Origin of the sequence: Arcobacter arenosus (assembly GCF_005771535.1) — a bacterium.
In the GTDB taxonomy this organism is placed as follows: domain Bacteria; phylum Campylobacterota; class Campylobacteria; order Campylobacterales; family Arcobacteraceae; genus Halarcobacter; species Halarcobacter arenosus.
Genome location: NZ_VANU01000001.1, coordinates 1 through 23,304 on the forward strand (window position 1 = coordinate 1; position 23,304 = coordinate 23,304).

The following is a 23,304-nucleotide window of genomic DNA, read 5'->3' on the forward strand; positions in this document are numbered from 1 at the left end:
GTTTATTCTTTATGATTTTTTCTTGTGTATGTAGATTCATTTTAATTTCTCCTAAATCTATTATCTAGGAGAAATTGTACTTTATTTTTTAGTAAATTGTCAGATTAAGTCTTAACTAGTACATATAATCTATAAACTACTATTCGTATAATTCATAAGTAATTTCATCATCAATAACTATACCTCTTGAAATTGCATACTTCACAACATCAAATTTACTATCTATAAAATCTTCACCAAATTCATTTAAAGCTTCTCTTTTTACAAGGCTTTGTGAATTTTTATCCCTTAGAAAACTTCTTAGAGAAATTTTGATTGCACCATCATTTAGATTTAATTTCATTAATTCAAGTGCAGTAACTATGTATCTAAAAGTTGTTTCAGCATTTGCATGACCAAGTTTTTGTTGTAATGCTAAAATTAACAATGGACTTGGTGTTGTTCCAGTATTTTCAAGAGGTATATTTTTAGCATTTGCTACATCCATAATAGTCCATGTTGCAAAAGTGTGTCTTAACCAATGTGGAGTAATTTTATTTGTGGTTCTTCCCATTAGATTTGAAGCTGTTTCAAATGCTTTCCAAATATCATGTTTTTCTAATACTTTCCCATTTTTTAAAATCCATAAAGGACTTTCTTTAGGCATTTGAATATCTAATCTTTTGCATCTTTGTTCATATTTATACAATCTATCATTGTATTCTCTAATTAAATATTTTTCATTTATTTGTTGCATGACTCTAAGTGGTAATTCATATTGATTAAACTCATCACCACCTTTTGGGATGTAATTTCTTTTTACAACATCATTTAACTCTTTACCACTTGAAATCAATTTAAAAAAACTTTGGAAATCTTCTTTTTTTGCATCTAAAACAGCAGTTATTCTTAATCCTGTTTCAACCATAAAAACTGCTAATAATTCAAATACTAAATCAATATTTTTTAAATGTTGAGACAATTTAGCAAATTCTGTTCTAGTTAGTGCATGATAAGCGATAGTTTTTGGAGATGATTTAACTTTTAATTTCCAAACTTCAACAACTTCACTAGTTGAACTAGCTCTATAATTGAGGTGATGCAACATACTTTTGTATTCAAATTTTCTTATTTTTTTTGTTGAAAGTATCATGTCATTTTGAATACCAATTTGTTTCATATATTTATAAAATTTAAACCATGTATTTAATTTGTGATTGACACTATCATTTTTTATAGGGTTATAGTCATAATATTTTATATCAGGATTATCATTACTATCCCAACATAACATTGCATTTCTAATTCTTTTAATATCACTCTCTGTTGCTTTATCCCAAGTTAAATCTATATCATCTAAATATTTATATAGTTCAGCAACTTGAAATGCCTTCATTTTATGTGAACTTTTTCCACTTAATCCACCATTCCTTCCACCATAACGAGCTTCATAAATTAAAAAGTCACAAGAAGGAACATCAATTACATTATCAACCAATAATAAAGATATTTCTCTTTTGGCTATATTTGGATGATTTACTGTTATAACTTCAATTTCCATTTGAAATCTTTAATATTTTTATTTCATCATAAAGTCTATCTCTTTCATTTTTAAGATTTTCAATTGCTCTATCTTTTAAATTCAATTGTTCAGTTAATAGCAATTTTTCATCATGAAACTTAGCTATTTGTTCTACTAAATTTTTAACTTGAGTCTTCAATTTAGATACTTCTTGCATTGATTTTTTTGGAGCAGCAGTTTTTATTTTTTTGTATTCAACTCTGTACTCTTCAATTATTTTCTTAATATTAATAAAATCTTCACTAGTTGGATTTTTTAAACTTGTAGGACTAATATTTCTAAGTAATTTACTACTATAAAGTTCATTAGCTAAATTTACAACCTTATTAAAGGTAACTTGATTATTTGAAGGAGAAGATTCATCTTTTAAAATATCAATCGCTTCAGTTAAAGCCTTAATCTTTAACTCTTTTTGCTCTTGTGAATCTCTAGCCATTTTTTTGTCCTTCCTTGTATTCATTATACTCTTTAACAATTTTTCTAAATGGATCTTGTTCAAATCCACCAGCTTCAATAAAATATGTATTTTGTTCTAATCTTGATTTTAATTCAGGATCAATATTGCCGTACATATCATTTTTTAATTTTTCAATATGCTCTTCAAAGAAAAGTGCATTTGAACAATTTGCACCTTTACATCTTGATGGAGCTGGCCCATTCATAACAATACTTTCAATATTAAAACCTCTTTGACAAGCTAATTGTTCAGGTTTTGATAAATCATGAATACATAGACTCACAGGTGTTTGAATAATTGCTAATTTTTGTTCTTCGATTAGTTTTAGTAATCCATTTTTCATAAGAACTACAAAATCATCAGCTTGTCTTCCAACAAATCTATGATTTGGCATAAGTCTCTTACCATTTTCACCAAAAAGTTTTTTATTTTCTCTAATTTGATCTGTGATTTTTTCAACAAAGCGTTCTGATTCTTCTTTAGTTAATTCTTGGATTGCTTCCTTTAGTTCTCTATTATAATGTCCCATATACTGTAATGTCATTGTTATTGATGTATGACCCAAAAACATTCTTGCTAATTCTAATCCATCTTTTTCATTTAAGTGTACAATTAAAAAAGCCATTGCGTGTCTTAGTTGGTGGGGATCAATTTTTTCTTTTATATTTAATTTTTTTGCATACCATCTGATTAAATTTCTAATTCTTGTTGATTTAGCATTTACAACTCTTGAATACTTAATAGATGTTGTAACAATTTCTTTATTAAATCCATTATCTTTTATATTAGAAATTGTAGATAATATTTCGATAGCTTTTTTTACAATCTCTGGAATTGGCATTTCTAATTCAATACCATCTTCAGTAGGAGCAGTTTTATAGACTAGTCTTTTTAAATTAAAATGTTCTCCTTCTGTGATTTGAGGATGTCTGTTTAATGAAATAAACTCCCCAATTCGCATACCTGTTAAAAATAAAATAATTAAAATACATGACGCTTCTGACATTTCAATTTCTTCTTTTAGAATTATATTTATTTTTTTTATCAAATTTTTTTTATTATCAGTTTCTACAATTTTTTCTTTTAATTTTTTAATAGAAGGATTTATAAACTTATTGTTTATTATAAAATCATAATCTGATAAGTATTTTTCATTTAAATTAAATGATTTAGATTCAACATAGTATCTTGCAGTTTTAACAATTTCATCTTTATAATCTTCTATATATATTATTGCATTTAAAGTCATTTTCTTTAATAACTCTAGAGGGTATGATTTTCTTGAATTTTCTATAAGGCTTTCTTTTGCTCTTTGAATTGCAGATTTTTTTATTAATTCAGGAAATAATTTTGAGTTTAATAATAAATCTTCATTTAGCCGCATAAAAAAAGGTAAATATTTATTTGCAAATGTTATCCAATCTTTTAAATAAAATATTTTCTTTTTTACAGTATAAGGCAAAACTGTGAGAAGCTTTTTTTCTATAAATTGATCTATGTGTAATGAATTTATATCTGATACTTTTTCAATCTTATTATCTAGAGAAACAATATCATATATTAATGATTGAAAAGAATTAATCCAGTGTGTAATACCTGAATTTATAGGTTTATTCCCAATTAGACCACTTAGTTTTAAATATACAATAGTTTTAAATATAGTTTCAAATTTACTATCTAATTTTAAATGACAATGAAAATCACCATCTTTAGAACTATGACCAAAAATTCTTCTTTCACTAAATAATAAACCATTTTCATTAGGAAATTTTTCATTTCTGAAAATATAATTTACATCAGTAATATCTATTGCTTGTTTTAATTCTTCTAAAATAAAATTCTTATGCACTTTTTAACTTTCCTATTTTAACTGTTCTTTTTAAAATCATTTTTACAAATTCAAAATGTTTATATTTTTCTTTTTCACAAAATCTTTTTTCATCTTCATTAAAATATTTTAAAGTATCTGTTGCAGCTTTATAATCATGCAAATACTCTTTTCCCCAATGTTCTTCATTTATAAATTCATCTTTCTGTTTTTCCATAAAATCTATCCATGCATAAATAACAGGACCATGTATTTTAGGGATTACACTTGCTTGTTCACAACTTGTTAAACACTTAGTCCAGTCAATACAATATTCATTTTCTTTTAAATTTGGAGCATTTGAAAAAGTAGGTTTTTTATTGTTTTTACAGTTAGCCATAGAACCATTGAATAATTTTGTTAAAGGGTGATTCTTCCTAATAATATTACCTTTAAACATAGAAACTAAAAAATTTTGAGATTTAGCTATTTTACATTTTTTTGATTCACTCCATTCTATAGAATTATTTTCATAATGGTTTTTAGTAGTTCTACTGTCAATATGTTTTTTACTTAATTGTCTTTCAAATTCTTGTTTACCTTTTAGATATTCTTGAAAATTGTGGCTTTTTCTAATGAGTCTATGATCTATAAAATCTATTCTTTCATTTTTTTCATTGTAAATTTCATATTTTTTAAAAAATGATCTAGGTGATTCTTTTATATAACCTAAAATTCTTGTATTTAAACTTTCTATTTTTGATTCTTTGGATGAAGTTCTATTAAAATATTGAAATAGATGTTTGTTTTTTGAAGACTCAAAAATATCTTTTGCCCAATTAATATAAAAATTAACAAACTTCATTTCATCTGAATCATTTTTTATTACACATGTAATTATTGAATTTGATCTTTTCTTTTTACTTTCAATTAAACTCATAATTCCTAAATCATCACTTTTTAATTTATATTTAGATTCTTTTTTTTCTACCTTCCAATCTAACAATGTTTCGTTGTTTAATCCTGTTCTAATCATTAGAAATAAATATAGAGGGTATATTGTTTCACGACTTGGATATAAATATCTATCAATCTCTTCTACTGAAAATCCAAATTGTTCTTTAATAAACTTCCTACCACCTAAAGAATCTGTTATACAACTATAACTTTCGCTTAATTGAATATTCTTAGGATAATTTGGGAATAACTCTTTTGTCCATATTACAGCTAATTGTTCATTGTTTGATAAAACTATACCTCCTATTGAAAGCGTTTTAAGTATTTCCTGAATTTTTAGTTCTTTTTTATTTGGGTGTAATTTAAATATTACAGATGCATCAATATTATAGTCTAGTAGTAATTTATTAATTAAAAACTTAGAATAAATATTTTGTTTTTTTGAATGTAATAAAGTAGTTAACAAATTTTTTACTGATAATAAGGCTTTTTTTTCTTCAATAAATGATATATATTGTTCAGCTTTAACTTTTATAAATTTCAATTCTTCCAATGCAAAATAATCAAGTTGATACATCACAGAGGATGATAATTCCTTTAATTTACCTTTTGAGTTTAACTTACCATATTTTTTAGGTATAACTAAAATAAAATCATTTATAAGTAGACTTAACTCACTAAAGAATCTAGTTATATCACGTTTATCTTGATTAGGATATTTAGCATCTTTGTATAATTCATCGTATACTATTAACTGATGTTCTGTTTTAAAGTCATTTATATTATTCAAACTAATTGATTTAACTTCTAAAATATCTATTACTAGTCCTATAGCTATTAATAAAGATTCTGTAATTTTTTCAGATTTTCTATCAATAAAAATTGCATTAATTATACTAAAGATAAGAGATTCATGTTTTATTCGATTATCTAAAATACAACTTTTACTAATCTTAGGATTTAAAGAGTAATATTTAAACCCTTGATTATTTTTTTCAATAAAATACTCTTTTTTAAATTTATGATAAAAATATTTTCTGGGTGTTTTTATGCTTGAACTTTTTGAAGTATTACACATAATATAATATCTAAAGTGTTTTTCTGCAAATAACTCATCTTTTATATCAAAATGAATTTTATCTTGGAGATTTATTAAATCTGAATCTAAATATTTTAATTTTCTTTTTTGTCTTGCCATAAATTATTATAGCAATTAAATTTAATACAATTAAAAAACATTGCATATTGTAATGCCATTATGAGGTTAGAAAGTTAAGCAGATAATTTATTATAACTAGGATTAATTGTACTTTTTGAAAAATTTAATATAAAAGCAGGGTCAAATATCTTTCCACTATATGGCTCTATAACTTCAACAATAAATCTTACCACTGAAGTTGGAGTAAAGAACTCTCCACCTTTTTGACCTTCACTTAGTGCAAATTTTCCTAAAAAGTATTCATAAATTTTTCCAAATACATCTCCACTAGCATCTTTGGGAATATCTGAAAAAGTCTTAAGCAACTCAGGCAGGATAGTTTTATCCTCTTTTTCTATATTGTAGTAGTTGTCTTTTGGAAGTATATCTTGAAACTTTTCATCTTGCCATGACTCTATATCTTCCATAGCCTCTTTTATAGCTTTTGCTATACTGTTTGAATCTGAAAGATTTAAAAGATACTCATATCTTGATTTTTCACCCAGATAAAATCCACAAATTCTAAGTGCTATTTTTTCTATATTCTCTGGATTTCTTGTGTTTTGACTCTCACTAAACTCTTTTAAAATTTGCTCTTCGTAAAGTGAATATTTATTATCAGCAAATCTTAGAAAAATGATTCCAAGTACGGGTACTGCATAATCAGCTGATTTGATACCACCTGTTGCTCTTAGTCTATTGGCACTTGCCCATAAATTGTCTTCTAACTTTTTTAACTCTTGTGTTGTCATATATTTTGTAAAACCTATTTGTATTATTTAAAATATTATTTTACAAAAAGTTTGCCCTATATTGGATAAAAAGAAGAGATTTAATGATGTAGTTGGTTTAATTGGAAGTTTGAGGCATAAACAAAAATTGACAAAACAAATATTCTTAGATATAATATTTTTACAATTATCCTTCGGGACGACCCGTCTTATGACGGGGTAAAACTATTCTAAGAGTTTTAAATACTTCTTTTTCAATATTTCATAGTCATTTTTATTTATCACACCAATTTTATTAAGTAATCTTTTAGTACTAAAAAGTCGCGTTTGAATCAATATAGCAGTACTTATTTTATGAGGTATAAATTTAAATTTAAAAAAGAAACTTCCTTCTCTTTGCGTTGTAGTTAAAGGTATTCCAATAAACATATCTTTTGTTAGCTTTTTATATATAATTACAGGTCGTACAAACTCTTCTTCTTTGCCATTTTGTTCAACCCCAATGTTATGTCCCATTTTTATATTAAAAATATCTCTAGTTTTAAACCCCACTAAAACCTTTTCTGTATTTGTTTCTTTTTTCACATTATTCCATATGTCAAAATCATTTTCTATCATAAAACACCCTCTTCTTTTAAACTTATAAAATCATCTTTTGTAAAGATTATATGGTCAAGTAGTTCTATGCCTAAGATTTGTCCTGCTTCTTTTAGCCTTTGTGTTACAGTTATATCTTCACTGCTTGGTTTTAATATTCCACTTGGGTGGTTATGGGCTACTATTATACTAGCACATCTTTTTTCTATTGCATAGGAGAATACTTCTCTTGGGTGTACTAGACTTTGGTTTAGGGTTCCTATTGTGATTACTTTGGTTTCTATTAGGTTATTTGCTCCATCTAAATATAGACTTAGGAAATATTCTTGTTGTTTGTTTTTGTATGGGTTTAGTTCATCATACACATCTTTTGCTGATGAGATTTTATAGTGTTGAGTATCTATTAGATATCTTTTTGAGAGTTCTATTGCTGATATTATTTGACTGGCTTTTGCTTTTCCTAAACCATGGATTTTAAGTAGTGTTTCTAAATCCATTGTTTCAAAGTTTGAGTTAAAAAACTTCTCAATCTCACGGGAGAGTTTTATTACATCTTTGCCTTTTACTCCACTTCCTAGAAGTATGGCTATAAGTTCATAGTTTTTAAGTGCTGATAATCCGTATTTATATAACCTTTCCCTTGGTTTATCAATTTCATGAAGTTGTGTAATAGTTTTCATAAACTTTCTCCTAAGTATAAAAGAAAGTTTATCAAGTTTTAAAAGTAGTAGTTAAAAATATAACATTTTGCAATATTTTTTAAAATGGTTCAGATTCTTCTTTTTTATCAACTTCAAAAATAAGCTTTGCTTCATCTAAAAGTTTTTGAGCTTCTTCTAGTTGTTTCATTCCATTTTTATATAGGTCTAAAGAATCACTTAGTGTGATTTGAGGATTAGATAATTTTTCTAAAAGTTCTTTTGCTTTTTCAATTTTTACTTCAAATGTTTGTTCTTCTTTTTGCTCTTCGCTCATTATTTTCCTTCTAATAAATCAACTAAATATTGATCAAATTTTTCAACTTCAACCAAAAATGAATCATGTCCTGATTTACTTTCAATCATTTTATATGTAACTTGGTCACCTTTTCCAAGTTTTATCATAATATCTCTAATCTCTTCCATCTCTTCAGGGAAAAACAACATATCATCAGAAAAAGATATAAGGTGTAATTTTGCATTAACTTTCTCAAATGAATCTTCAAGTTTATCTTTATTTCTTCCTGCATCAAAGATATTCATTGTTTTGCAGATATAAAGATAAGATAAAGGGTCAAAGATTTTTGGAAAAGAATATGCATTGTATTCTAAGTATCTTTCAACTTCAAATCTACCCATTAACTCATATAAACCATCTGTTCTAGCATAGTCTCTACCAAACTTTTTATTAAATAGATTTGGACTTAGATATGCGATTAATCCTGCCATTCTTCCAATTGCAAGTCCAGGTAATCCAGAAGCTTCTAAATCACCTTTTTTATATTGTCCATCTTTAAAAGCTGGGTCATGTCTTATTGATTCTATTGCAATTTTATTAAAAGCAATTGCCCATGGTCTAGTATATGCTGTAGTAGCCAGTGCAAAAACATGCTCCGCAAAATCTGGAAATTCGATTGAGTAACATAATGCTTGCATCCCACCCATGCTTCCACCTACGACAGCTTTAGCCTTTTCAATTCCTAGTTTTTTATAAAGTCTCATTTGAGCTTTTACAATATCAGAAATCGTTAATACAGGAAATTTTAATCTATACTCTTTTTTTGTACTAGGGTCGATACTTAAAGCATTTGTTGAGCCAAAGGTACTACCAATGTTGTTTGAACAAATTACAAAATATTTTGTTGTATCAATTGCTTTACCATCTCCAATTAATTTGTCCCACCATCCTGGTTTTGCTTCATCAGCATATCGTCCAGCGGCATGATGACTCCCTGCTAAGGCATGACAAATTACAATAACATTTGATTTATCTTCATTTAATTCACCATATGTTTCATAAACAATCTCAAACTTTTCTAGAATCCTACCACTTTCTAGATATAAGGGTTCATTAAATTTTTCAGTTTTTGTTTCTAATCTCAATTTGATTCCAAAATATAATAATCTATTTTTTTTAGTGGAATATGGTATCTAAAATTTGATAAATTAGTTGTTAATTTTGTTTTACTAGAGATAATTGCTCATATGGAGTTTTCATTATATCTTGCCATTTTTCACTTGGTGTCCACTCATCAAAGACTTTGAAATTTATCTCTTCAAAGGGCGTATGTAAAATATGTTTGTGGTAAAGATAACAAAATACAGTAACTCTATAATTTAGTGCACAATGAACCCAAACCTTTTTGTTTTCTAAAGAAGTTAAAAGATTCAAAAAAAGAGAAACTTGCTCTTTTTTTGGATTTTCAAAATCAACTGGGATATGAAAATATGCCATTTCTAGGTCTGTAACAGTTTTATCTTCATTTTCTATGGCATTTGAAGCATTATGTAAAGCAAGATTTATTATAACTTCAAAACCTTCGTTTTTTATATCTTCAAACTGCTTTTCTGTTGGCTGACCTGAGGTAACAAGATTTTCATTTATTTTTATGTAGTTTATAATCTCTTCCAATTTCTTCTACCTTTTTTAGATATTTTTCTTTTAGTTCATCACTTATAAATGATGCTTTAAAAGAGTTTTTAACAAGTTGAATAATATCTTCATCTGTTAATTCTAAATTATCTACAAGGTTAATATAGTTTTGATTTAAATAACCTTTAAAGTATGCTGGATCATCTGAATTAACTGTTACTAAAAGATTATAATCCAATAGCTTTTTAATATTGTGTTCTTTGTATGAGTTAAAAACTTTTAATTCAATATTTGAATTTGGACACACAGTTAAAGGTATTTGCTCCTCTTTTAATCTTTTTAATAGTTCTTTTGAATTTATTGCTTGAACCCCATGATCTATTCTTTTTACTTCTAATAAATCTAAAGCTTCATAGATATATGAAACATCTGCTTCTTCACCGGCATGGGCAACAATCTCAAAACCCTCTTCTTTTGCTTTTTTAAAAACATCTTTAAACTTTGATGGAGGATGCCCTATTTCTGATGAGTCTAAACCTATCCCTTTAATTATATTTTTAAACACTAAGGCTTCTTCAAAAGTTTTAAAAGCGTCTTCTTGTGATAGGTGTCTTAAGAAACACATTATAATATGAGAGGTGATTCCATATTTTTCTTTTGCATCATCTAAGGCTTGTTTTATTCCAAGGATTACTGTTTCAAAACTTATTCCCCTTTTTGTATGGGTTTGTGGGTCAAAAAATATCTCTGTATGAATAATATTATTCTCAACACATTTTTTTATATAAGCCCAAGTCATATCATAAAAGTCTTCTTTAGTAATCAATACAGCCGCACCAGCATAATAGATATCTAAAAAACTTTGAAGATTTGAAAAATCATATGCTTTTTTTATCTCTTCAATACTTTTATAAGGGATATCAATTTTATTTTTTTTAGCTAGTTTAAACATAAGTTCTGGTTCTAATGAACCCTCTATATGTAAATGAAGTTCTGCTTTTGGTAGTTTTTTTATTAGGTCAATCATAACAATCCTAAAATTTCTTTTTATTATACAATCTTTATGTGTGAAAAAAGTGTTCAATTTAACTTTAAATATTAAGTTTAAATTTTTCTTTGAAGAGTAAGATATTCAAAAATATTATTAAGGAGTTATAATGAAAAAAATAGTTTCTTCTTTACTACTTGCTTCAAGTTTTTTATTGGCAAATGGTGAATATGTTACATATAATGTAGATGGGAAAGATTATCAAGGGTATTATTCAAGTCCTTCAAAAGATGCCCCTTTAGTATTTATGATACATGATTGGGATGGAATAGACAAGTATGAAATAAAAAGAACAGAGATGTTAAATCAAATGGGTTACGCAGTTTTTGCTGCTGATATGTTTGGTAAGGGAGTAGTAGCTGATACGATAGAAAAAAGAAAAGCTTTAACAGGAGCTTTATACAAAGACAGAGAAAAAATGAGAACCTTAATACAAGGTGGTTTTGAGGAAGCAAAAAAATTAGGTGCAAATACTAATAATGCAGTAGGTCTTGGTTATTGTTTTGGTGGTACAGTTATCTTAGAGATGGCAAGAAGTGGAGCTGAACTTAAAAAGTTTGTCCCTTTTCATGGAGGGTTAACTACTCCTGAAGGTCAAGATTATTCAAAGGTAAAAGGTGAGATTGTTGTATTTCATGGAACAGCAGACAAAGCAGTTAGTATGGATGATTTTGCTGATATAGCTAAAAGAATGGAAGCACAAAAAGTTACCCATGAGATGTTAACTTATAGTGGTGCACCCCATGCATTTACAAAGTTTGGCTCTGATAGATATCATGAAAGAGCAGATAAAGCTTCGTGGAAAAGATTCTCAGAAATATTAGATGAAACATTAAAAAATTAAGATAAAGGAGAAAATCCTTTATCTTTTGATATAATTCCGGAAAATCAAAAAGATTAGACAGGAGATTAAATGGATTATATCAAAGAACTTACAAACCTTATTCAAACTGACATTTTACCTGAAGTAAATGATAATATTAAAGATATAGAAACTCAACTAGCAAAAAAGAAAAATAAAGCATTAAAAGAAGAATTAGACTATATGAAGCAAGTTAAACTTTATTTTGATGAAGTATTAATTGATATAGAAAAAAATCTTCTAACACAAGAGCAAGCCTTGGATATTTTAGAAGGACTTGAAGATATGAAAGTTGAGAATCAAGATTTTTAGAATCTCAACTTATTTACTTTATTTTATTTAAACTTAATTAAAAAAACTAACTTTTATATACCCGACAGATTTAAATTGTAAAGATATATAATTCCTACATAAATATACTGTATTAAATTAATAAGGATTAAAATGTTAGAGTTAGAAATATATCAAATTGTAAATTTATTAGGATTTATTTTAGGGTCTGCCTTTGGAATGATTGCACAAAAAAGACAATTTTGCTTTAGTGGTTCAATAAAAGACTATATTCTTACAAAATCTACAATGAGAGGTGCTTCTGTAGTAATGGCTATGATTGTAGCAATAATCTCTACATTTTTTGTTTCTTCATATTTTGAACTTGACTTAACTAATACAGTTTACTATAAAGACAATTTAAACTATTTTGCAATTATATTTGGTGGTGCTTTATTTGGTGTTGGTATGATGTTAGCAGATGGTTGTAGTAATAGACATTTGATTAAGTTTGCCCAAGGGGATAAAAACTCTTTAATAAGTATTGTTTTTATTGGTATTTTTGCTTTTGCAACAACAAGAGGTTTATTAAATGGTTTTTTAGACCCATTTGTAAATAACCCTACTTTAATAGAATGGTCAAGTAAATTAGAAAACTTTACAATGAATATCTATTTTATTATTGCTGTTTTATTAATACTTTTAAAAGTTTTAGTTAGACACGCAGTAAGATTACCAAACCTTTGGGATGGTGTTTTAATTGGATTACTTGTTGCAGCAGCTTGGTTTATAACTTCAGTTATAGGAAGTGAAAGTATCGAAAGAATGATTGACCCAGCAGGGATAACATTTGTTTATCCTACAGCTAAAACACTTGAACTGTTTATGTTATACCAAGTAAATGAACTTAGCTTTTCAATAAGTTTAATTGTAGGTATTGTATTTGGTGCTTTCTTAATGTCAAAATTTAATAGAAAATATAGTTTTGGTTGTACTTCAGCAAAAGGTGAGCATAGAGTAAGAAATAATATGATTGGTGGAGCGATGATGGGAACAGGTGGTATCCTTTCTATTGGATGTACAGTTGGGCAAGGTTTAACGGGACTTTCAACATTGGCATTTGCTTCACTTGTGGCTATTGTTTCAATATTTGTTTCAGGATATTTTACAGCTAAATATTTAAATAAAAAAGATCAATTACCTATGTGTTTTATATTTGAATGGGGTGATAATAGAACTGACTATCAAATATAATTATAAGTATATATGAATAATCAGTCATAAGAAAAACTTATAAATATGTGTAATTATGTAATAATTATGTAAATTTATTCTTAATTTTTTATAAAAAAATATACTTTATCTCTCTTTATTAGTTATTATTAATAAGACAGTAAGACTAATTAAAGGGGGAAGAAAATATGAGAAGTATACTTATTGGTTTTTTAATTGGTATTTTAATTCCAATACTAGGTGTGACGATTCATGGGGAAATTTCACAAGTTGTGGGTGATATACTTTTAATGCCTACATATATACTTTCTGGTTTATTTAATGAACCATTTTGGTATTTAGACTCAATCCAAAAAAGTATTCTATTTTTTTCATGTGGCTTATTTTATGCCTTTGTCTTAGGTTTAATTCAGGTAATGCCTAATCTTGAATCAAAAACATATAACTAAAAACTATAATTCCTTTTAGGAATTATAGTTAGAAATTCTTCCTAAAGTTTTTAATATCTTCTTTTGTCAATTTTAGATTTTTGATTTGATTTTCTTGCATTACACTATTCATCAAAGAATACTTATCATTTATATGAGGAAGTCCAACTAAATGTAATATTTCATGGGCTAAAACAGCTTTTAATTCACCCATTGAACTAAATCCATAAATCTCTATTTTATCCATTCTTTGTTTTTGGGTTTTTTCTTGAACTCTTTTCCCATCTTTAAAATAGGTTTTTGTATTTATCTCTTTTACTCCAAAAGTCATACCTTTGACTTTTTTAAAACCTCTTGTCAAGGTTTCAATCTCTTTACTTAATCTTTTATATTCTCTAATTTGATTGTTAAAACTATTAACTTTTGTATTAAATTTATTTACTTTTCTTTTTATATCATCTCTATATCTGTTCATTTTATTTATTTCTATATCTAGCTTTTTCTTTGTTGAAAGGATATCTGCTTTTATTCTTTTAAACTGTTCATTTGAAAAATTTCTTTTTTTATTTATCTCTTTAACATAGGAATTAAAATCTTTAATCCTACTATTTAAAAGAGCATTCTCTTTTTTAAATAGTTCTTTTTCTTTATTTATTATTTTTTGATTTTTTGGGAAATATTCTTGTAATTGATTTATTTTTTTTTGTTTACTTTTTAATAAATCTATTTTTCTTTCTATTCTTTTTTCAAGTAAAGAGGGTTCCACATAAACTAGATTTATTGGTTTACCATTGTTAGATAAATCAAAAATATTAGTTTGAAGTTGGGATTCTAAGTCCTCTTCGATTTCAAGGAGTAAGGACTTTAATTGTTCAGTTGAGATTTTTGAATTGTAATATCTATCTATATTGCCAACACTTACATATTCAAAAGAGGCAAAGAGTATATTTGTGAAAATAAAAATGAGTAATAAAATTTTTGAAACCATAAAAGATTTTAATTAAAATATCTTTTATGACTCCTTATTATTTCAAATTAAAGTTTTTTTAGTTTTTTATAACCTGCTTTGATTGTTTTTAGTAAAGGCTTTCTATATGAAGTAAATACATAATGTTTAATCTCATAAGCTAGTCTTCCGCTTACATGGAATAATCCCATAATATTACCAGCCGCATATTTACCACCAAGGGCAATTAAAATACCATCTAGTTTTGGATTACATTTTTCAAGTTTTCTTTTTTTAATCATATTTAAAATATTTTTTCCTGCATTTGTTCCACTAATTCTTGCAATGGTAACATTTGGAGGCATTATCTCATCCTTTGAGTTTCTAATCTCTGCTGAATCTCCAATGGCAAAAATATTTTCATATTTATCTGTTTGCATATATTCATTCACAATAACTTGCCCTCTTCCATTTTTCTTAACATCAAGTTCCTCAGTAACTTTTGAAGCTTCAACTCCACCTGTAAAGATTAAAAATGAGTGTTGAATTTTTGTCCCATTTGAAAGGTATGCATAACCATCTTCACATTTTTGTAATTTTGTATTTGTGATTACATTAATCCCTAAAGACTTTAACCTTTTATGTGAAATTGAGATTAACTCTTGTGTTAATCCAGGTAAAATAGTATCAGAACTACTAATAAGTGAAACTTTTAGATTGTCACAAGAGAAATTTCCCCGTGAAAAAAACATTTTTGAATTATATGCCATCTCAGCAGCAATTTCAACTCCTGAAAGTCCAGCTCCAACAACTACAATATGAGTGTCATGACATTTTTTTGCTTCATCTTGTATTTTTTTAAATAATTGATTTTCATAACTTTGTTTAAAAAACATCGCCCAATTTAATTTTTTAATATCATGGGCACTATTTAATCCTGAGATTGAAGGTGGGAAAAATGTTCTTGTACCTGCCGCCATAACTAAATAATCAAATTCTACAATCTCTTGCTCTTGTGTAAAAATTTGTTTTTTCTCTTGGTCAATTTTTTTTACATTTAAATTCTTATATTCTAAATAAGGGTGATTATAACCCATGCATAAGGTTGTTAAGTCAATTGTTACATCCGCAATACTTGATTTATTTGCTATTAAATCATATACTTCTGGCTGTAGATTATGAAATGTATTTTTATCTATAAGTGTTATTTTTATATTCTTGTTTTTAACAAGTTCTCTAAGTGCATATATTCCTGCATATCCACCACCAATAATTACTACTTTGTCCATCAATATTCCTCTAAATGTGTGTTATTATATTAAAAATGGAGTGTATCCAAATTTTATAGCCTCTATATAGCACAAAAAGTTATAAAAAAAATAAAATTTATTTATAATTTTGCAATTTCTATTCCTAAGTTTTAATATTAATTTTTCACAACAATAAATTTTGATATAGTACAAGATATATTTTTGAAGGATTAATATGGCAATAGAAAAAAATCAAGTTGTTAAACTACAATATGAGTTAAAAGTAAATGATAATTTAATTGAAAGTAATTTAGATGCTGACCCTATAGAGTTTGTTTTTGGTAAAGGTGAACTTTTAGAAGGTCTTGAAGAAAGAATTGCATCTATGAATGAAGGTGAAACAAGAGAACTTACAGTTCCTGCAATTGAAGCTTATGGAGAATATGATAAAACCTTAACTGAAGTTATTCCTGCTAGTGATTTTGAAGGGATAGATTTAGAGATTGGTTTAGTTTTAGAAGCAGATGATGAGGATGGAAACACTTTTAAAGCTACTGTGATAGAAGTTGATAAAGAAAATGTTACAGTTGATTATAATCACCCAATGGCAGGTGCTGATTTAGATTTTAAAGTTGTAATAAACAAAATAGTTTAATATAAAATTCCAAGTATTAAACTTGGGGTTTTATATAATATTTTTCACTCTTTATCAAAACCATCTACAATAATTGCCCCCATTGATGCTGGCATTGATATAACTATAATTCTTTTAATAGTAATAATTGTTTCATCTATTATAGGAAGTTTTCCAATTGAAAATAAGATTAGTGATACTACAACAAAGGCTATTAGATAAGCAACTACCACTCTAAAGATAAAAGCAAACATTCTATATTTTACATTACCTTGAAAAATAGATTGATAAGTATAAAATCCCAAAAAGAAAAAAGATAAAAATAATAGTAAAAGTAGATTTGTAAAAGGAAGTGTTTCCCCTAATTCCCAAGCTTCCTGAGAAAAAGATATTGGAATTGCTAAGGCAAAGGCACCAATTATGATTTGACTAATATCTTCGAGATTAAACCTTAAATCTTGTTTCATATAAACTCTTTTGTTTTTAGTATTATATCTTAATTAGCATTTTGTCTTAATTTTTTAAGTCCTTCAGGAGATATCATAGTTAAATCCCATTTGGGAGAAAAAACAAGTTTTACTTTACATTTATCAATTTCTTCTATAGATTCAACCTTTGAAGAGATTAAGTCTAAAAAAGATTTATTACTGTTACATCTTAAATTAATTTGTGTCATATGAATTGTAACTTCTATTTTTTCATCAATAGATTCAATAAAAATATCATAAATTAGTCCTAATTCATAAATACTAATAGGAACTTCTAAATCTTCAATAGTATTTAACTGTTGTATAATTTTTTGTTTTAATATTTCTTTTTGTTCTTTTTTCATAATAATACTTTAGCCTAAAAATATAGCAAGAAAATAGTTTTTACTATTTTCTCTTTTCAAGTTTATACTCTCCATCTAGTTTTAATACTATAGTTGTTAAAAGGCTAGAATCATTTCTCCAATACCAACCGTGTTTTCCAACAAACTTAGATACAATTTTCCCTGAATCTTTACTTGATGTATTTTCCTTAAAACTTTCAAAATAACCATTTACAGCACTTGCTGGCTCACCATGAAAATCATAATGTAATTTTGTATTGTCTGAATACCAAGAGTATTTTAGTTCTTTACCAATATCCATCCAAACTTTAAATTCAAGTTCTGAATGTGCTGGAAGTTTTATAGTAATAATCTCTTTATATTTTTCTTCCTTAAGCACTTTTGGACTAGAAGAACTTGTTAAATAATTCTCAATTTGAATATAACAAAGAACTAAACCAATTAAATATATCAGTATATTAATTGAGATTTTAAAAGTATTATAAATACTATATTTTTTAATCTTTGACAAAGTCATATACATTATAAAAATTGCAATAAGTTGTCCAATCTCAATACCAACATTAAAACTAATAATATTTGATAATAAACTTTCACTTTTCAAAGGAAATTGTTGTAGTATGGAAGATAAACCTAGTCCATGGATTAATCCAAATAAAAATACCATCACTACAATATTTAAGGGCTTTATATTAAAAAGTTTCTCAAACCCTTTTAGATTTACAAAAGCGATATAACAAACACTAAAAGCTATTGTTGATTCAATAATATAACTGTTTACTTGAATACTATTAATTGTTGCAAAGATTAAAGTTATACTATGACCTAAAGTAAATGCTGTGATAAGTTTTACAATATGAGATATATTTTTTATTAAAAAAACTATTCCTAATAAAAATAAAAGGTGGTCATAACCTTTTAACATATGAATCATTCCAATATAAATATATTTTAAATTTTCATCTTCTAATATCATATTTTTTTCTTCTTGGCTTACACCATGACCAAAAATAGGACTAGAAGAAAAATAGATTAAAAATAAAAAAACTATTGGAAAAACATTTATTCTCAAATTAAACCTTTTTTTCTTTATAAGCTATTAACATTAGTTAATTTTTCTAGACCTCTTGGAGTCATCATTGAGGAATCCCATTTTGGACCAATTACAAAATTAACCTTAGCCTCATCTATACTTTCAATTTTTTTAAGTTGCTTTTTTATCTCATCAAGAAAATAGAATTGATTATTTTGTCTTGAATCAATTTGTGTTATAGTAATTTCTACATTCACTTCGCTTTCCTTTGATATCTCAACTTTTGTATTATGGATTAAACCTAAGTCATATATATTTAAAGGTAATTCAATGTCGTTTATTAATTTTAATTGTTGAAGCACATCATTTTGTAATGATTCTAAATCTAACTTTTTCATCTCTACTCCTTTTGTAATTAAAAAATATTATCAAATATATATAGCCTGAATATAATAATTTTAAAGAATTTTTTAAATGACTTCAATCGTGAGTTTTTCGCATTTTTTGGGTATTTAAAGAGCTATAAATAATATTAGGTATTTTTTTAATTTTTAGTTTTTTCGCTATAAATGGCTATAAATAAAGATTTCTTTTAAAAATTTCTTATGTAATCAACTACATTTTCAAAAGCAGCTTTAAAATATATCTCGTAGTTTTGCTTTTCAACATAACCTAAATGTGGAGTTGCTAATACATTTGGTAAATTTAATAATGGTAAGTTTTTTGGTAAACAAGGTTCACTCTCAAAAACATCTATTGCTAAGAATTTATTTTTATTTTTACTATAAACTTCATATAAAGCATTTTTTTCAACTAATTGTGCCCTACTAATATTTACAAAAATAGAACCATCTTTTAAAAGTTCTAAATCCTGCTTTTTAACACAATATTTAGATTTTTCACTAAGTTTCAAATTTATTGAAACTATATCACAAGTTGAAAAGAACTCCTCTTTTGATAAGCTTGCTTCAAATCCATCTTCTATAGCTTTATTTCTAGACTCTTCACTTCCCCAGACTTTTATTTTCATTCCAAATACATTTGCATAAGTAGCTATTCTTTGCCCTATTTTTCCATATCCCCAGATTCCTAGGGTTTGTCCATGTAAAGATTTTCCCAAACCTTTATAAGCACTATTTTGCCAATTATCATTTTTAAAATTTGAAATATAATCATATAAATGTCTTGAAGCCATCATAATCAAAGACCAACAAAGCTCTGCTGGAGCAATAGGTGAACCAATACCATCTACAACTTTTACACCAAAATCATCACAAGCTTTTAAATCAATATTAGAACTTAATCTTCCAGTTTGAGATATAAGTTTTAAATTTGGAAGTTTTTCTAAAAGTGTTTTTGTTATTAATGTTCTTTCTCGAATAAGAACTAAAATATTAATATCAAACAACTTATTTGCTAGTAGATTTTCATCTGTAATAGTTTCATTTAAAACGGTTACGTCAAAATCACTTAAAAGGGAAAAAGCTTTTAAACCTTTAACTACATCTTGATAGTCATCTAATATTGCAATTTTCATAAAGTTCCTAATTTATCTATTTTTGTTGAGTAATTTTTTGATTTGTTTCTTTTATATTGTCATACTTGTCTTTCATAATAACAAACATATATCCAATGGCAACCACAATTATAGCTATAATAAAATAGTTTTTCATAAAATCCCTTTGAAAAAGATTTATTATGATACTGTATTATTTTTAATATTTAATTAGATTTTTTTCATCCATGATTTAGCTAATTTTGCAATATCTTTTGCATGGTCTAAACCATTTACACATCTTCGTGCATTTTCAAAATCATATTTATTTTTTGTAATATGTTGATGGATAGATTGACCAAAATACCCAACACTCATCCCATGTAATATTACGAAAAGTGAAGCCCCAGGCTCTAAAGCTTTTTTTACCATTTGTTCTAGTGATATCCCAAAAAGATTAGCATAGAATTTATAGTTTCGTTCCCATGTTAACTGTACATATCCCCTCCCATAATATGGATAATAGTGGAAGTTTCTTTTTCTCCAACTTTCACGCTCTTGCCATTTTCCATCATCTTGTGAAGGTGTTCCACCATATATATAATAAGCTTCTTCAATGGGAAGAAAAGATCTATTAGTTTCCCATTCAATTGTGGCTAACACATACGCCCAATGTGCTTTTAGATTTAAAGAAAATTTTGGACCATAGATACAAACAGCTTCGATTAATGCTTCTTTGCTAGAAAATGTCATACTTATAATATCTTTGTTTTCTTGTGCATTAGAGTTTAGATTTTCTATTCTAGATGATTGTTTTTCAATTTTTTCTAATTCATCTTTTAAAGTAACTATATCTTCAAAACCTGAATCTATTTGCCATAAAGAGAATGCTCCTTCTGTTCTTCTTCCCAAAAGACCATCTATTGGACCAGGAGAATAACATAAACAGTGAAGATTTGATTGGATTAATTCAACTTCTTTTTTATTAATAGCCATAATTAACTCCTTTATTAATAATATAGTTAATTATAATGCAATTTTATATTAGATTTCTTAATAATTATATTTAAAATGTTAAGGCTTACTTTTTTAATATTTCTAATGAATATCAGAGACTATTTAGCTAAAAAAAGATTTTTTTTGTTAGAGTGTAAACACTATGAAAAAAAAGGAGATATAGTGGCAATAGAAAATAATCAAATGGTTGCAATAAATTATGAGTTAAAAATTGGTGGTGAAGTTATTGATAGTAATATGGGTAAAGATGCTTTAGAGTTTGCTTTTGGTGCTGGACAATTAATCCCTGGATTAGAATCAAGAATACAAGATATGAAGGAAGGTGATTCAAGAGAGATTTCTGTACCTTGCCAAGAAGCATATGGAGAGTATAATGAAGAAGCAAAGCAGATGGTACCAAAAGAACAATTTGGAGATTTAGAATTACAAGTGGGTATGCCTTTACAAGCTCAAGGTCAGGATGGTAACCCAATCCAAGTTACAGTAGCAGCTATTAATGATGCTGATGTAGAAATTGATTTTAACCACCCTTTAGCAGGTAAAGACTTAAACTTTTCAATCACAGTTCAAACTATTAAATAGTTTTTCCCCCTTCAAGAGAAATCTTGAAGGAGATGGATTGATTATTTTACCATTTCGGTTCAAAAGCTACTCTTTCTCCATCATCTGTTGTATGCTCTTCTAATGAGTTTTCTTTTGATTGAACTACCATATAAATCATAGTTTCATCTGAATCATTTCTAATACCTCTTACTCCACTAGGTGCAACACGAATAACAGACCCCTCTTTTATCTCAAAACATTCCCCATCAACTTGAAAAAAACCATAACCTTTTAGAATAATATATGATTCTTCATTTTTATAATGTATATGAAAATATGGTTGTTCAGTTTTAGGAGCCAATGAATTAAAAGAGATTTCAGTACCAGTTGATTTTGTAGCCTCTTTTAAAAATACTTTACCCTCTATTTTGTTTTTATTTACTTTATGAATAAGTGAATATTCCATCAATTCATCTAAATTACCTAAATTAACTGCTGTGTAGTTTTTCTCATCTTTTATCTTTTCAATAGTTTTCATATCATATCCTTTTAAATTTAGTTGACTAATCAGTCAAATATTTAAAAGAATAGTATTAAAAAACTAAAATTTTGATTAAGATTTTATCTAATAGTTTTCTTTCTTTGAAAAAAACTAAATGCACCAAAAATACCAAAGATTATCCCTAAAATACTTAAGATACCTAGATATCTTTCAATAGGAAGTTTATCAAAATCTTTTACTTTATAATCATCTGATAATTCAATATTAAACTCTTTATCATGACTTCCATGGTCACTTGACATAGAAACTTTTACATGCCATATACCTGCACTGTCAGGCATAAAAGCAAAATTTCCATTTATATCAGTATAACCTTTTGCATATGGTAAGTTTCCACCTGGAGCAAAAACTTTTACTTTTGCATCACTTATACTAATATTATTAGCAGAGGAGATATGTACACTTATCGCGCCTTCTACTACATTGTAAAAAATACCATGTGCAAATAGTGACATACTTGAAATCAAAAATGCAAAAAAATACTTCTTAAACACTATTTTACCTCAAAAGAAATACTACTTTGAATAGTGATATTATTAACATTTGGATCATTTATTTCATTTGTATAGTATTTTGCTGCGATTATTTGTAATCCACTTGATTTTACAGGAATATATGCAATACCAAATTTATTTGTTTTTATATCTAAGTCTTCATAATCAGATGTTTCAAAACCAGCATTTGCTAAGGCTTCTCCATCTTTTAAAACTAGTACTGGTAACTTTTTACCTTTTTTTATTTTTAAAGGATTGATTAAAGGAACAACCTCCATAGTTAATCCTATTGGATTTATAAATTTATCACTCCAAGTGAAATATCTTTTTCCATATTTGATACTTTTTAAAGTATTAAAAACTATTCCCTTATATTTACTTGGTTCAATATTTTTATACCCTTCATCTGTTTTAGTCCAATACCCTGCATCAAATGATAATGCTATCATAGAAGGTTTTTTTGCCATTAATAACTCTGAACCCTTTGAATAATCAATTCCTGTTTTTATCTCTTGATTATTTTCATCATAAGCTGTTGCGCCTTTCAGTTGTTTTATATCAAAACTGCTATATTTCCCATGAGCCCAAAACTCGGCACTGTAAACGTTTTTATCTACTTTCGCTGTTATTTGGTGTGCAAAAGTAAAGCTAGTAGCAAGCATTGCTGATAAGATTATTTTCTTCATAATTTCTCCTTTTAATTTTGAGAGCAATTTATCAAGTAACTTATAAACAATGAATAAAATTATTTTTTACTTATGTATTTTTAGAACAAAAT

28 protein-coding genes are annotated in these 23,304 nt (G+C 26.7%); 6 read left to right on the forward strand and 22 right to left on the reverse strand.

The annotated features are described in order from the left end of the window. Positions 1-139 precede the first annotated feature (139 nt). From FDK22_RS00005 to FDK22_RS00055, 11 genes are all read right to left on the reverse strand, one after another. Positions 140-1,540 carry a site-specific integrase gene (locus tag FDK22_RS00005; protein ID WP_138150722.1) on the reverse strand — a complete coding sequence of 467 codons (1,401 nt, stop codon included), beginning with the start codon at positions 1,538-1,540 and terminating at the stop codon, positions 140-142. Beyond that, positions 1,530-1,997 (reverse strand): hypothetical protein, encoded by a 468-nt coding sequence (locus FDK22_RS00010; protein ID WP_138150723.1) that lies wholly within the window; start codon positions 1,995-1,997, stop codon positions 1,530-1,532. The genes FDK22_RS00005 and FDK22_RS00010 overlap by 11 nt, the downstream gene beginning before the upstream one ends. Continuing rightward, positions 1,990-3,867, reverse strand: a complete 1,878-nt coding sequence (locus FDK22_RS00015; RefSeq protein WP_138150724.1) for a tyrosine-type recombinase/integrase — start codon at positions 3,865-3,867, stop codon at positions 1,990-1,992. Before FDK22_RS00015 ends, FDK22_RS00010 begins: the two co-directional genes overlap by 8 nt. Further along, positions 3,860-5,980, reverse strand: coding sequence for a hypothetical protein (locus FDK22_RS00020; RefSeq protein WP_138150725.1), 2,121 nt, complete (start codon positions 5,978-5,980; stop codon positions 3,860-3,862). The genes FDK22_RS00015 and FDK22_RS00020 overlap by 8 nt, the downstream gene beginning before the upstream one ends. 74 nt (positions 5,981-6,054) lie before the next feature. Further along, positions 6,055-6,732 carry a type I restriction-modification system subunit M N-terminal domain-containing protein gene (locus FDK22_RS00025; RefSeq protein WP_138150726.1) on the reverse strand — a complete coding sequence of 226 codons (678 nt, stop codon included), beginning with the start codon at positions 6,730-6,732 and terminating at the stop codon, positions 6,055-6,057. Positions 6,733-6,936: 204 nt separating this feature from the next. Beyond that, positions 6,937-7,329: a hypothetical protein gene (locus FDK22_RS00030; protein ID WP_138150727.1), complete on the reverse strand. Its 393-nt coding sequence runs from the start codon at positions 7,327-7,329 to the stop codon at positions 6,937-6,939. Further along, a complete protein-coding gene (gene radC, locus FDK22_RS00035) occupies positions 7,326-7,988 on the reverse strand; it encodes a RadC family protein (RefSeq protein ID WP_138150728.1) in 663 nt (220 codons plus the stop codon). The genes FDK22_RS00030 and radC overlap by 4 nt, the downstream gene beginning before the upstream one ends. 79 nt (positions 7,989-8,067) lie before the next feature. Beyond that, positions 8,068-8,283 (reverse strand): exodeoxyribonuclease VII small subunit, encoded by a 216-nt coding sequence (gene xseB, locus FDK22_RS00040; RefSeq protein WP_138150729.1) that lies wholly within the window; start codon positions 8,281-8,283, stop codon positions 8,068-8,070. Then, positions 8,283-9,389 (reverse strand): homoserine O-acetyltransferase MetX, encoded by a 1,107-nt coding sequence (metX, locus tag FDK22_RS00045; RefSeq protein WP_138150730.1) that lies wholly within the window; start codon positions 9,387-9,389, stop codon positions 8,283-8,285. Before metX ends, xseB begins: the two co-directional genes overlap by 1 nt. Positions 9,390-9,459: 70 nt before the next feature. Continuing rightward, positions 9,460-9,918 carry a protein tyrosine phosphatase family protein gene (locus tag FDK22_RS00050; protein ID WP_138150731.1) on the reverse strand — a complete coding sequence of 153 codons (459 nt, stop codon included), beginning with the start codon at positions 9,916-9,918 and terminating at the stop codon, positions 9,460-9,462. Further along, a complete protein-coding gene (locus FDK22_RS00055) occupies positions 9,884-10,906 on the reverse strand; it encodes an adenosine deaminase (RefSeq protein ID WP_138150732.1) in 1,023 nt (340 codons plus the stop codon). The genes FDK22_RS00050 and FDK22_RS00055 overlap by 35 nt, the downstream gene beginning before the upstream one ends. 130 nt (positions 10,907-11,036) lie before the next feature. Between FDK22_RS00055 and FDK22_RS00060 the strand changes: the two genes are divergently transcribed. The 4 genes from FDK22_RS00060 to FDK22_RS00075 all read left to right on the forward strand — a co-directional run bounded on the left by FDK22_RS00060 (position 11,037) and on the right by FDK22_RS00075 (position 13,741). Next, positions 11,037-11,771 carry a dienelactone hydrolase family protein gene (locus FDK22_RS00060; protein WP_138150733.1) on the forward strand — a complete coding sequence of 245 codons (735 nt, stop codon included), beginning with the start codon at positions 11,037-11,039 and terminating at the stop codon, positions 11,769-11,771. A 69-nt stretch (positions 11,772-11,840) separates the two neighbouring features. Then, positions 11,841-12,101, forward strand: coding sequence for a hypothetical protein (locus FDK22_RS00065; RefSeq protein WP_138150734.1), 261 nt, complete (start codon positions 11,841-11,843; stop codon positions 12,099-12,101). A 132-nt stretch (positions 12,102-12,233) separates the two neighbouring features. Further along, complete coding sequence (locus tag FDK22_RS00070) at positions 12,234-13,313, forward strand: YeeE/YedE family protein (RefSeq protein ID WP_138150735.1); 1,080 nt, start codon at positions 12,234-12,236, stop codon at positions 13,311-13,313. A gap of 167 nt (positions 13,314-13,480) precedes the next feature. Next, the gene (locus FDK22_RS00075) at positions 13,481-13,741 is read left to right on the forward strand and encodes a hypothetical protein (protein ID WP_138150736.1); all 261 of its coding nucleotides are present in this window, start codon (positions 13,481-13,483) and stop codon (positions 13,739-13,741) included. Between the two features lie 28 nt (positions 13,742-13,769). Here FDK22_RS00075 and FDK22_RS00080 read toward each other — a convergent pair whose 3' ends face one another. Together FDK22_RS00080 and FDK22_RS00085 are read right to left on the reverse strand one after the other, a co-directional pair. Beyond that, complete coding sequence (locus FDK22_RS00080) at positions 13,770-14,708, reverse strand: matrixin family metalloprotease (protein WP_138150737.1); 939 nt, start codon at positions 14,706-14,708, stop codon at positions 13,770-13,772. Between the two features lie 47 nt (positions 14,709-14,755). After that, a complete protein-coding gene (locus FDK22_RS00085; RefSeq protein WP_138150738.1) occupies positions 14,756-15,955 on the reverse strand; it encodes an NAD(P)/FAD-dependent oxidoreductase in 1,200 nt (399 codons plus the stop codon). Between the two features lie 196 nt (positions 15,956-16,151). On the opposite strand from FDK22_RS00085, the gene FDK22_RS00090 reads away from it, so the two are divergent. Then, the gene (locus tag FDK22_RS00090) at positions 16,152-16,571 is read left to right on the forward strand and encodes an FKBP-type peptidyl-prolyl cis-trans isomerase (RefSeq protein WP_138150739.1); all 420 of its coding nucleotides are present in this window, start codon (positions 16,152-16,154) and stop codon (positions 16,569-16,571) included. Between the two features lie 44 nt (positions 16,572-16,615). Here the strand turns inward: FDK22_RS00090 and FDK22_RS00095 are convergent, their stop codons facing one another. The 6 genes from FDK22_RS00095 to FDK22_RS00120 form a co-directional block, all read right to left on the reverse strand. After that, positions 16,616-17,017, reverse strand: a complete 402-nt coding sequence (locus tag FDK22_RS00095) for a DUF2391 family protein (protein ID WP_138150740.1) — start codon at positions 17,015-17,017, stop codon at positions 16,616-16,618. A gap of 29 nt (positions 17,018-17,046) precedes the next feature. After that, the gene (locus FDK22_RS00100) at positions 17,047-17,382 is read right to left on the reverse strand and encodes a metal-sulfur cluster assembly factor (protein WP_138150741.1); all 336 of its coding nucleotides are present in this window, start codon (positions 17,380-17,382) and stop codon (positions 17,047-17,049) included. Between the two features lie 43 nt (positions 17,383-17,425). Then, entirely contained in the window at positions 17,426-18,454 is a 1,029-nt protein-coding gene (locus FDK22_RS00105; protein WP_138150742.1) for a HupE/UreJ family protein, read from the reverse strand. Positions 18,455-18,471: 17 nt separating this feature from the next. Next, entirely contained in the window at positions 18,472-18,813 is a 342-nt protein-coding gene (locus tag FDK22_RS00110; RefSeq protein WP_138150743.1) for a metal-sulfur cluster assembly factor, read from the reverse strand. A 194-nt stretch (positions 18,814-19,007) separates the two neighbouring features. After that, entirely contained in the window at positions 19,008-19,952 is a 945-nt protein-coding gene (locus FDK22_RS00115; protein WP_138150744.1) for a D-2-hydroxyacid dehydrogenase family protein, read from the reverse strand. Positions 19,953-20,141: 189 nt separating this feature from the next. Further along, on the reverse strand, positions 20,142-20,906 hold the full coding sequence (locus tag FDK22_RS00120) for a hypothetical protein (protein ID WP_138150745.1): 765 nt from the start codon (positions 20,904-20,906) through the stop codon (positions 20,142-20,144). Positions 20,907-21,089: 183 nt separating this feature from the next. Between FDK22_RS00120 and FDK22_RS00125 the strand changes: the two genes are divergently transcribed. Then, positions 21,090-21,509: an FKBP-type peptidyl-prolyl cis-trans isomerase gene (locus FDK22_RS00125; protein WP_171012874.1), complete on the forward strand. Its 420-nt coding sequence runs from the start codon at positions 21,090-21,092 to the stop codon at positions 21,507-21,509. 46 nt (positions 21,510-21,555) lie between these two features. Here FDK22_RS00125 and FDK22_RS00130 read toward each other — a convergent pair whose 3' ends face one another. The 3 genes from FDK22_RS00130 to FDK22_RS00140 all read right to left on the reverse strand — a co-directional run bounded on the left by FDK22_RS00130 (position 21,556) and on the right by FDK22_RS00140 (position 23,212). Beyond that, on the reverse strand, positions 21,556-22,008 hold the full coding sequence (locus FDK22_RS00130; protein ID WP_138150747.1) for a cupin domain-containing protein: 453 nt from the start codon (positions 22,006-22,008) through the stop codon (positions 21,556-21,558). 83 nt (positions 22,009-22,091) lie between these two features. After that, entirely contained in the window at positions 22,092-22,526 is a 435-nt protein-coding gene (locus FDK22_RS00135) for a peptidase associated/transthyretin-like domain-containing protein (RefSeq protein WP_138150748.1), read from the reverse strand. After that, positions 22,526-23,212, reverse strand: coding sequence for a DUF4198 domain-containing protein (locus FDK22_RS00140; protein WP_138150749.1), 687 nt, complete (start codon positions 23,210-23,212; stop codon positions 22,526-22,528). Before FDK22_RS00140 ends, FDK22_RS00135 begins: the two co-directional genes overlap by 1 nt. Between the last annotated feature and the right edge of the window lie 92 nt (positions 23,213-23,304).

Excerpts from the sequence above, each read along its gene's own strand:
- FDK22_RS00020 (WP_138150725.1), bottom strand. The coding sequence starts at position 5,980 with ATGGCAAGACAAAAAAGAAAATTAAAATATTTAGATTCAGATTTAATA.
- FDK22_RS00085 (WP_138150738.1), bottom strand. The coding sequence starts at position 15,955 with ATGGACAAAGTAGTAATTATTGGTGGTGGATATGCAGGAATATATGCA.
- FDK22_RS00110 (WP_138150743.1), bottom strand. The coding sequence starts at position 18,813 with ATGAAAAAGTTAGATTTAGAATCATTACAAAATGATGTGCTTCAACAA.
- FDK22_RS00140 (WP_138150749.1), bottom strand. The coding sequence starts at position 23,212 with ATGAAGAAAATAATCTTATCAGCAATGCTTGCTACTAGCTTTACTTTT.
- FDK22_RS00075 (WP_138150736.1), top strand. The coding sequence starts at position 13,481 with ATGAGAAGTATACTTATTGGTTTTTTAATTGGTATTTTAATTCCAATA.
- FDK22_RS00060 (WP_138150733.1), top strand. The coding sequence starts at position 11,037 with ATGAAAAAAATAGTTTCTTCTTTACTACTTGCTTCAAGTTTTTTATTG.
- xseB (WP_138150729.1), bottom strand. The coding sequence starts at position 8,283 with ATGAGCGAAGAGCAAAAAGAAGAACAAACATTTGAAGTAAAAATTGAA.
- FDK22_RS00115 (WP_138150744.1), bottom strand. The coding sequence starts at position 19,952 with ATGAAAATTGCAATATTAGATGACTATCAAGATGTAGTTAAAGGTTTA.
- FDK22_RS00030 (WP_138150727.1), bottom strand. The coding sequence starts at position 7,329 with ATGATAGAAAATGATTTTGACATATGGAATAATGTGAAAAAAGAAACA.
- FDK22_RS00070 (WP_138150735.1), top strand. The coding sequence starts at position 12,234 with ATGTTAGAGTTAGAAATATATCAAATTGTAAATTTATTAGGATTTATT.
- FDK22_RS00130 (WP_138150747.1), bottom strand. The coding sequence starts at position 22,008 with ATGAAAACTATTGAAAAGATAAAAGATGAGAAAAACTACACAGCAGTT.
- FDK22_RS00120 (WP_138150745.1), bottom strand. The coding sequence starts at position 20,906 with ATGGCTATTAATAAAAAAGAAGTTGAATTAATCCAATCAAATCTTCAC.
- FDK22_RS00010 (WP_138150723.1), bottom strand. The coding sequence starts at position 1,997 with ATGGCTAGAGATTCACAAGAGCAAAAAGAGTTAAAGATTAAGGCTTTA.
- FDK22_RS00055 (WP_138150732.1), bottom strand. The coding sequence starts at position 10,906 with ATGATTGACCTAATAAAAAAACTACCAAAAGCAGAACTTCATTTACAT.
- FDK22_RS00065 (WP_138150734.1), top strand. The coding sequence starts at position 11,841 with ATGGATTATATCAAAGAACTTACAAACCTTATTCAAACTGACATTTTA.
- FDK22_RS00100 (WP_138150741.1), bottom strand. The coding sequence starts at position 17,382 with ATGAAAAAAGAACAAAAAGAAATATTAAAACAAAAAATTATACAACAG.
- FDK22_RS00080 (WP_138150737.1), bottom strand. The coding sequence starts at position 14,708 with ATGGTTTCAAAAATTTTATTACTCATTTTTATTTTCACAAATATACTC.
- radC (WP_138150728.1), bottom strand. The coding sequence starts at position 7,988 with ATGAAAACTATTACACAACTTCATGAAATTGATAAACCAAGGGAAAGG.
- FDK22_RS00095 (WP_138150740.1), bottom strand. The coding sequence starts at position 17,017 with ATGAAACAAGATTTAAGGTTTAATCTCGAAGATATTAGTCAAATCATA.
- FDK22_RS00090 (WP_138150739.1), top strand. The coding sequence starts at position 16,152 with ATGGCAATAGAAAAAAATCAAGTTGTTAAACTACAATATGAGTTAAAA.
- FDK22_RS00005 (WP_138150722.1), bottom strand. The coding sequence starts at position 1,540 with ATGGAAATTGAAGTTATAACAGTAAATCATCCAAATATAGCCAAAAGA.
- FDK22_RS00025 (WP_138150726.1), bottom strand. The coding sequence starts at position 6,732 with ATGACAACACAAGAGTTAAAAAAGTTAGAAGACAATTTATGGGCAAGT.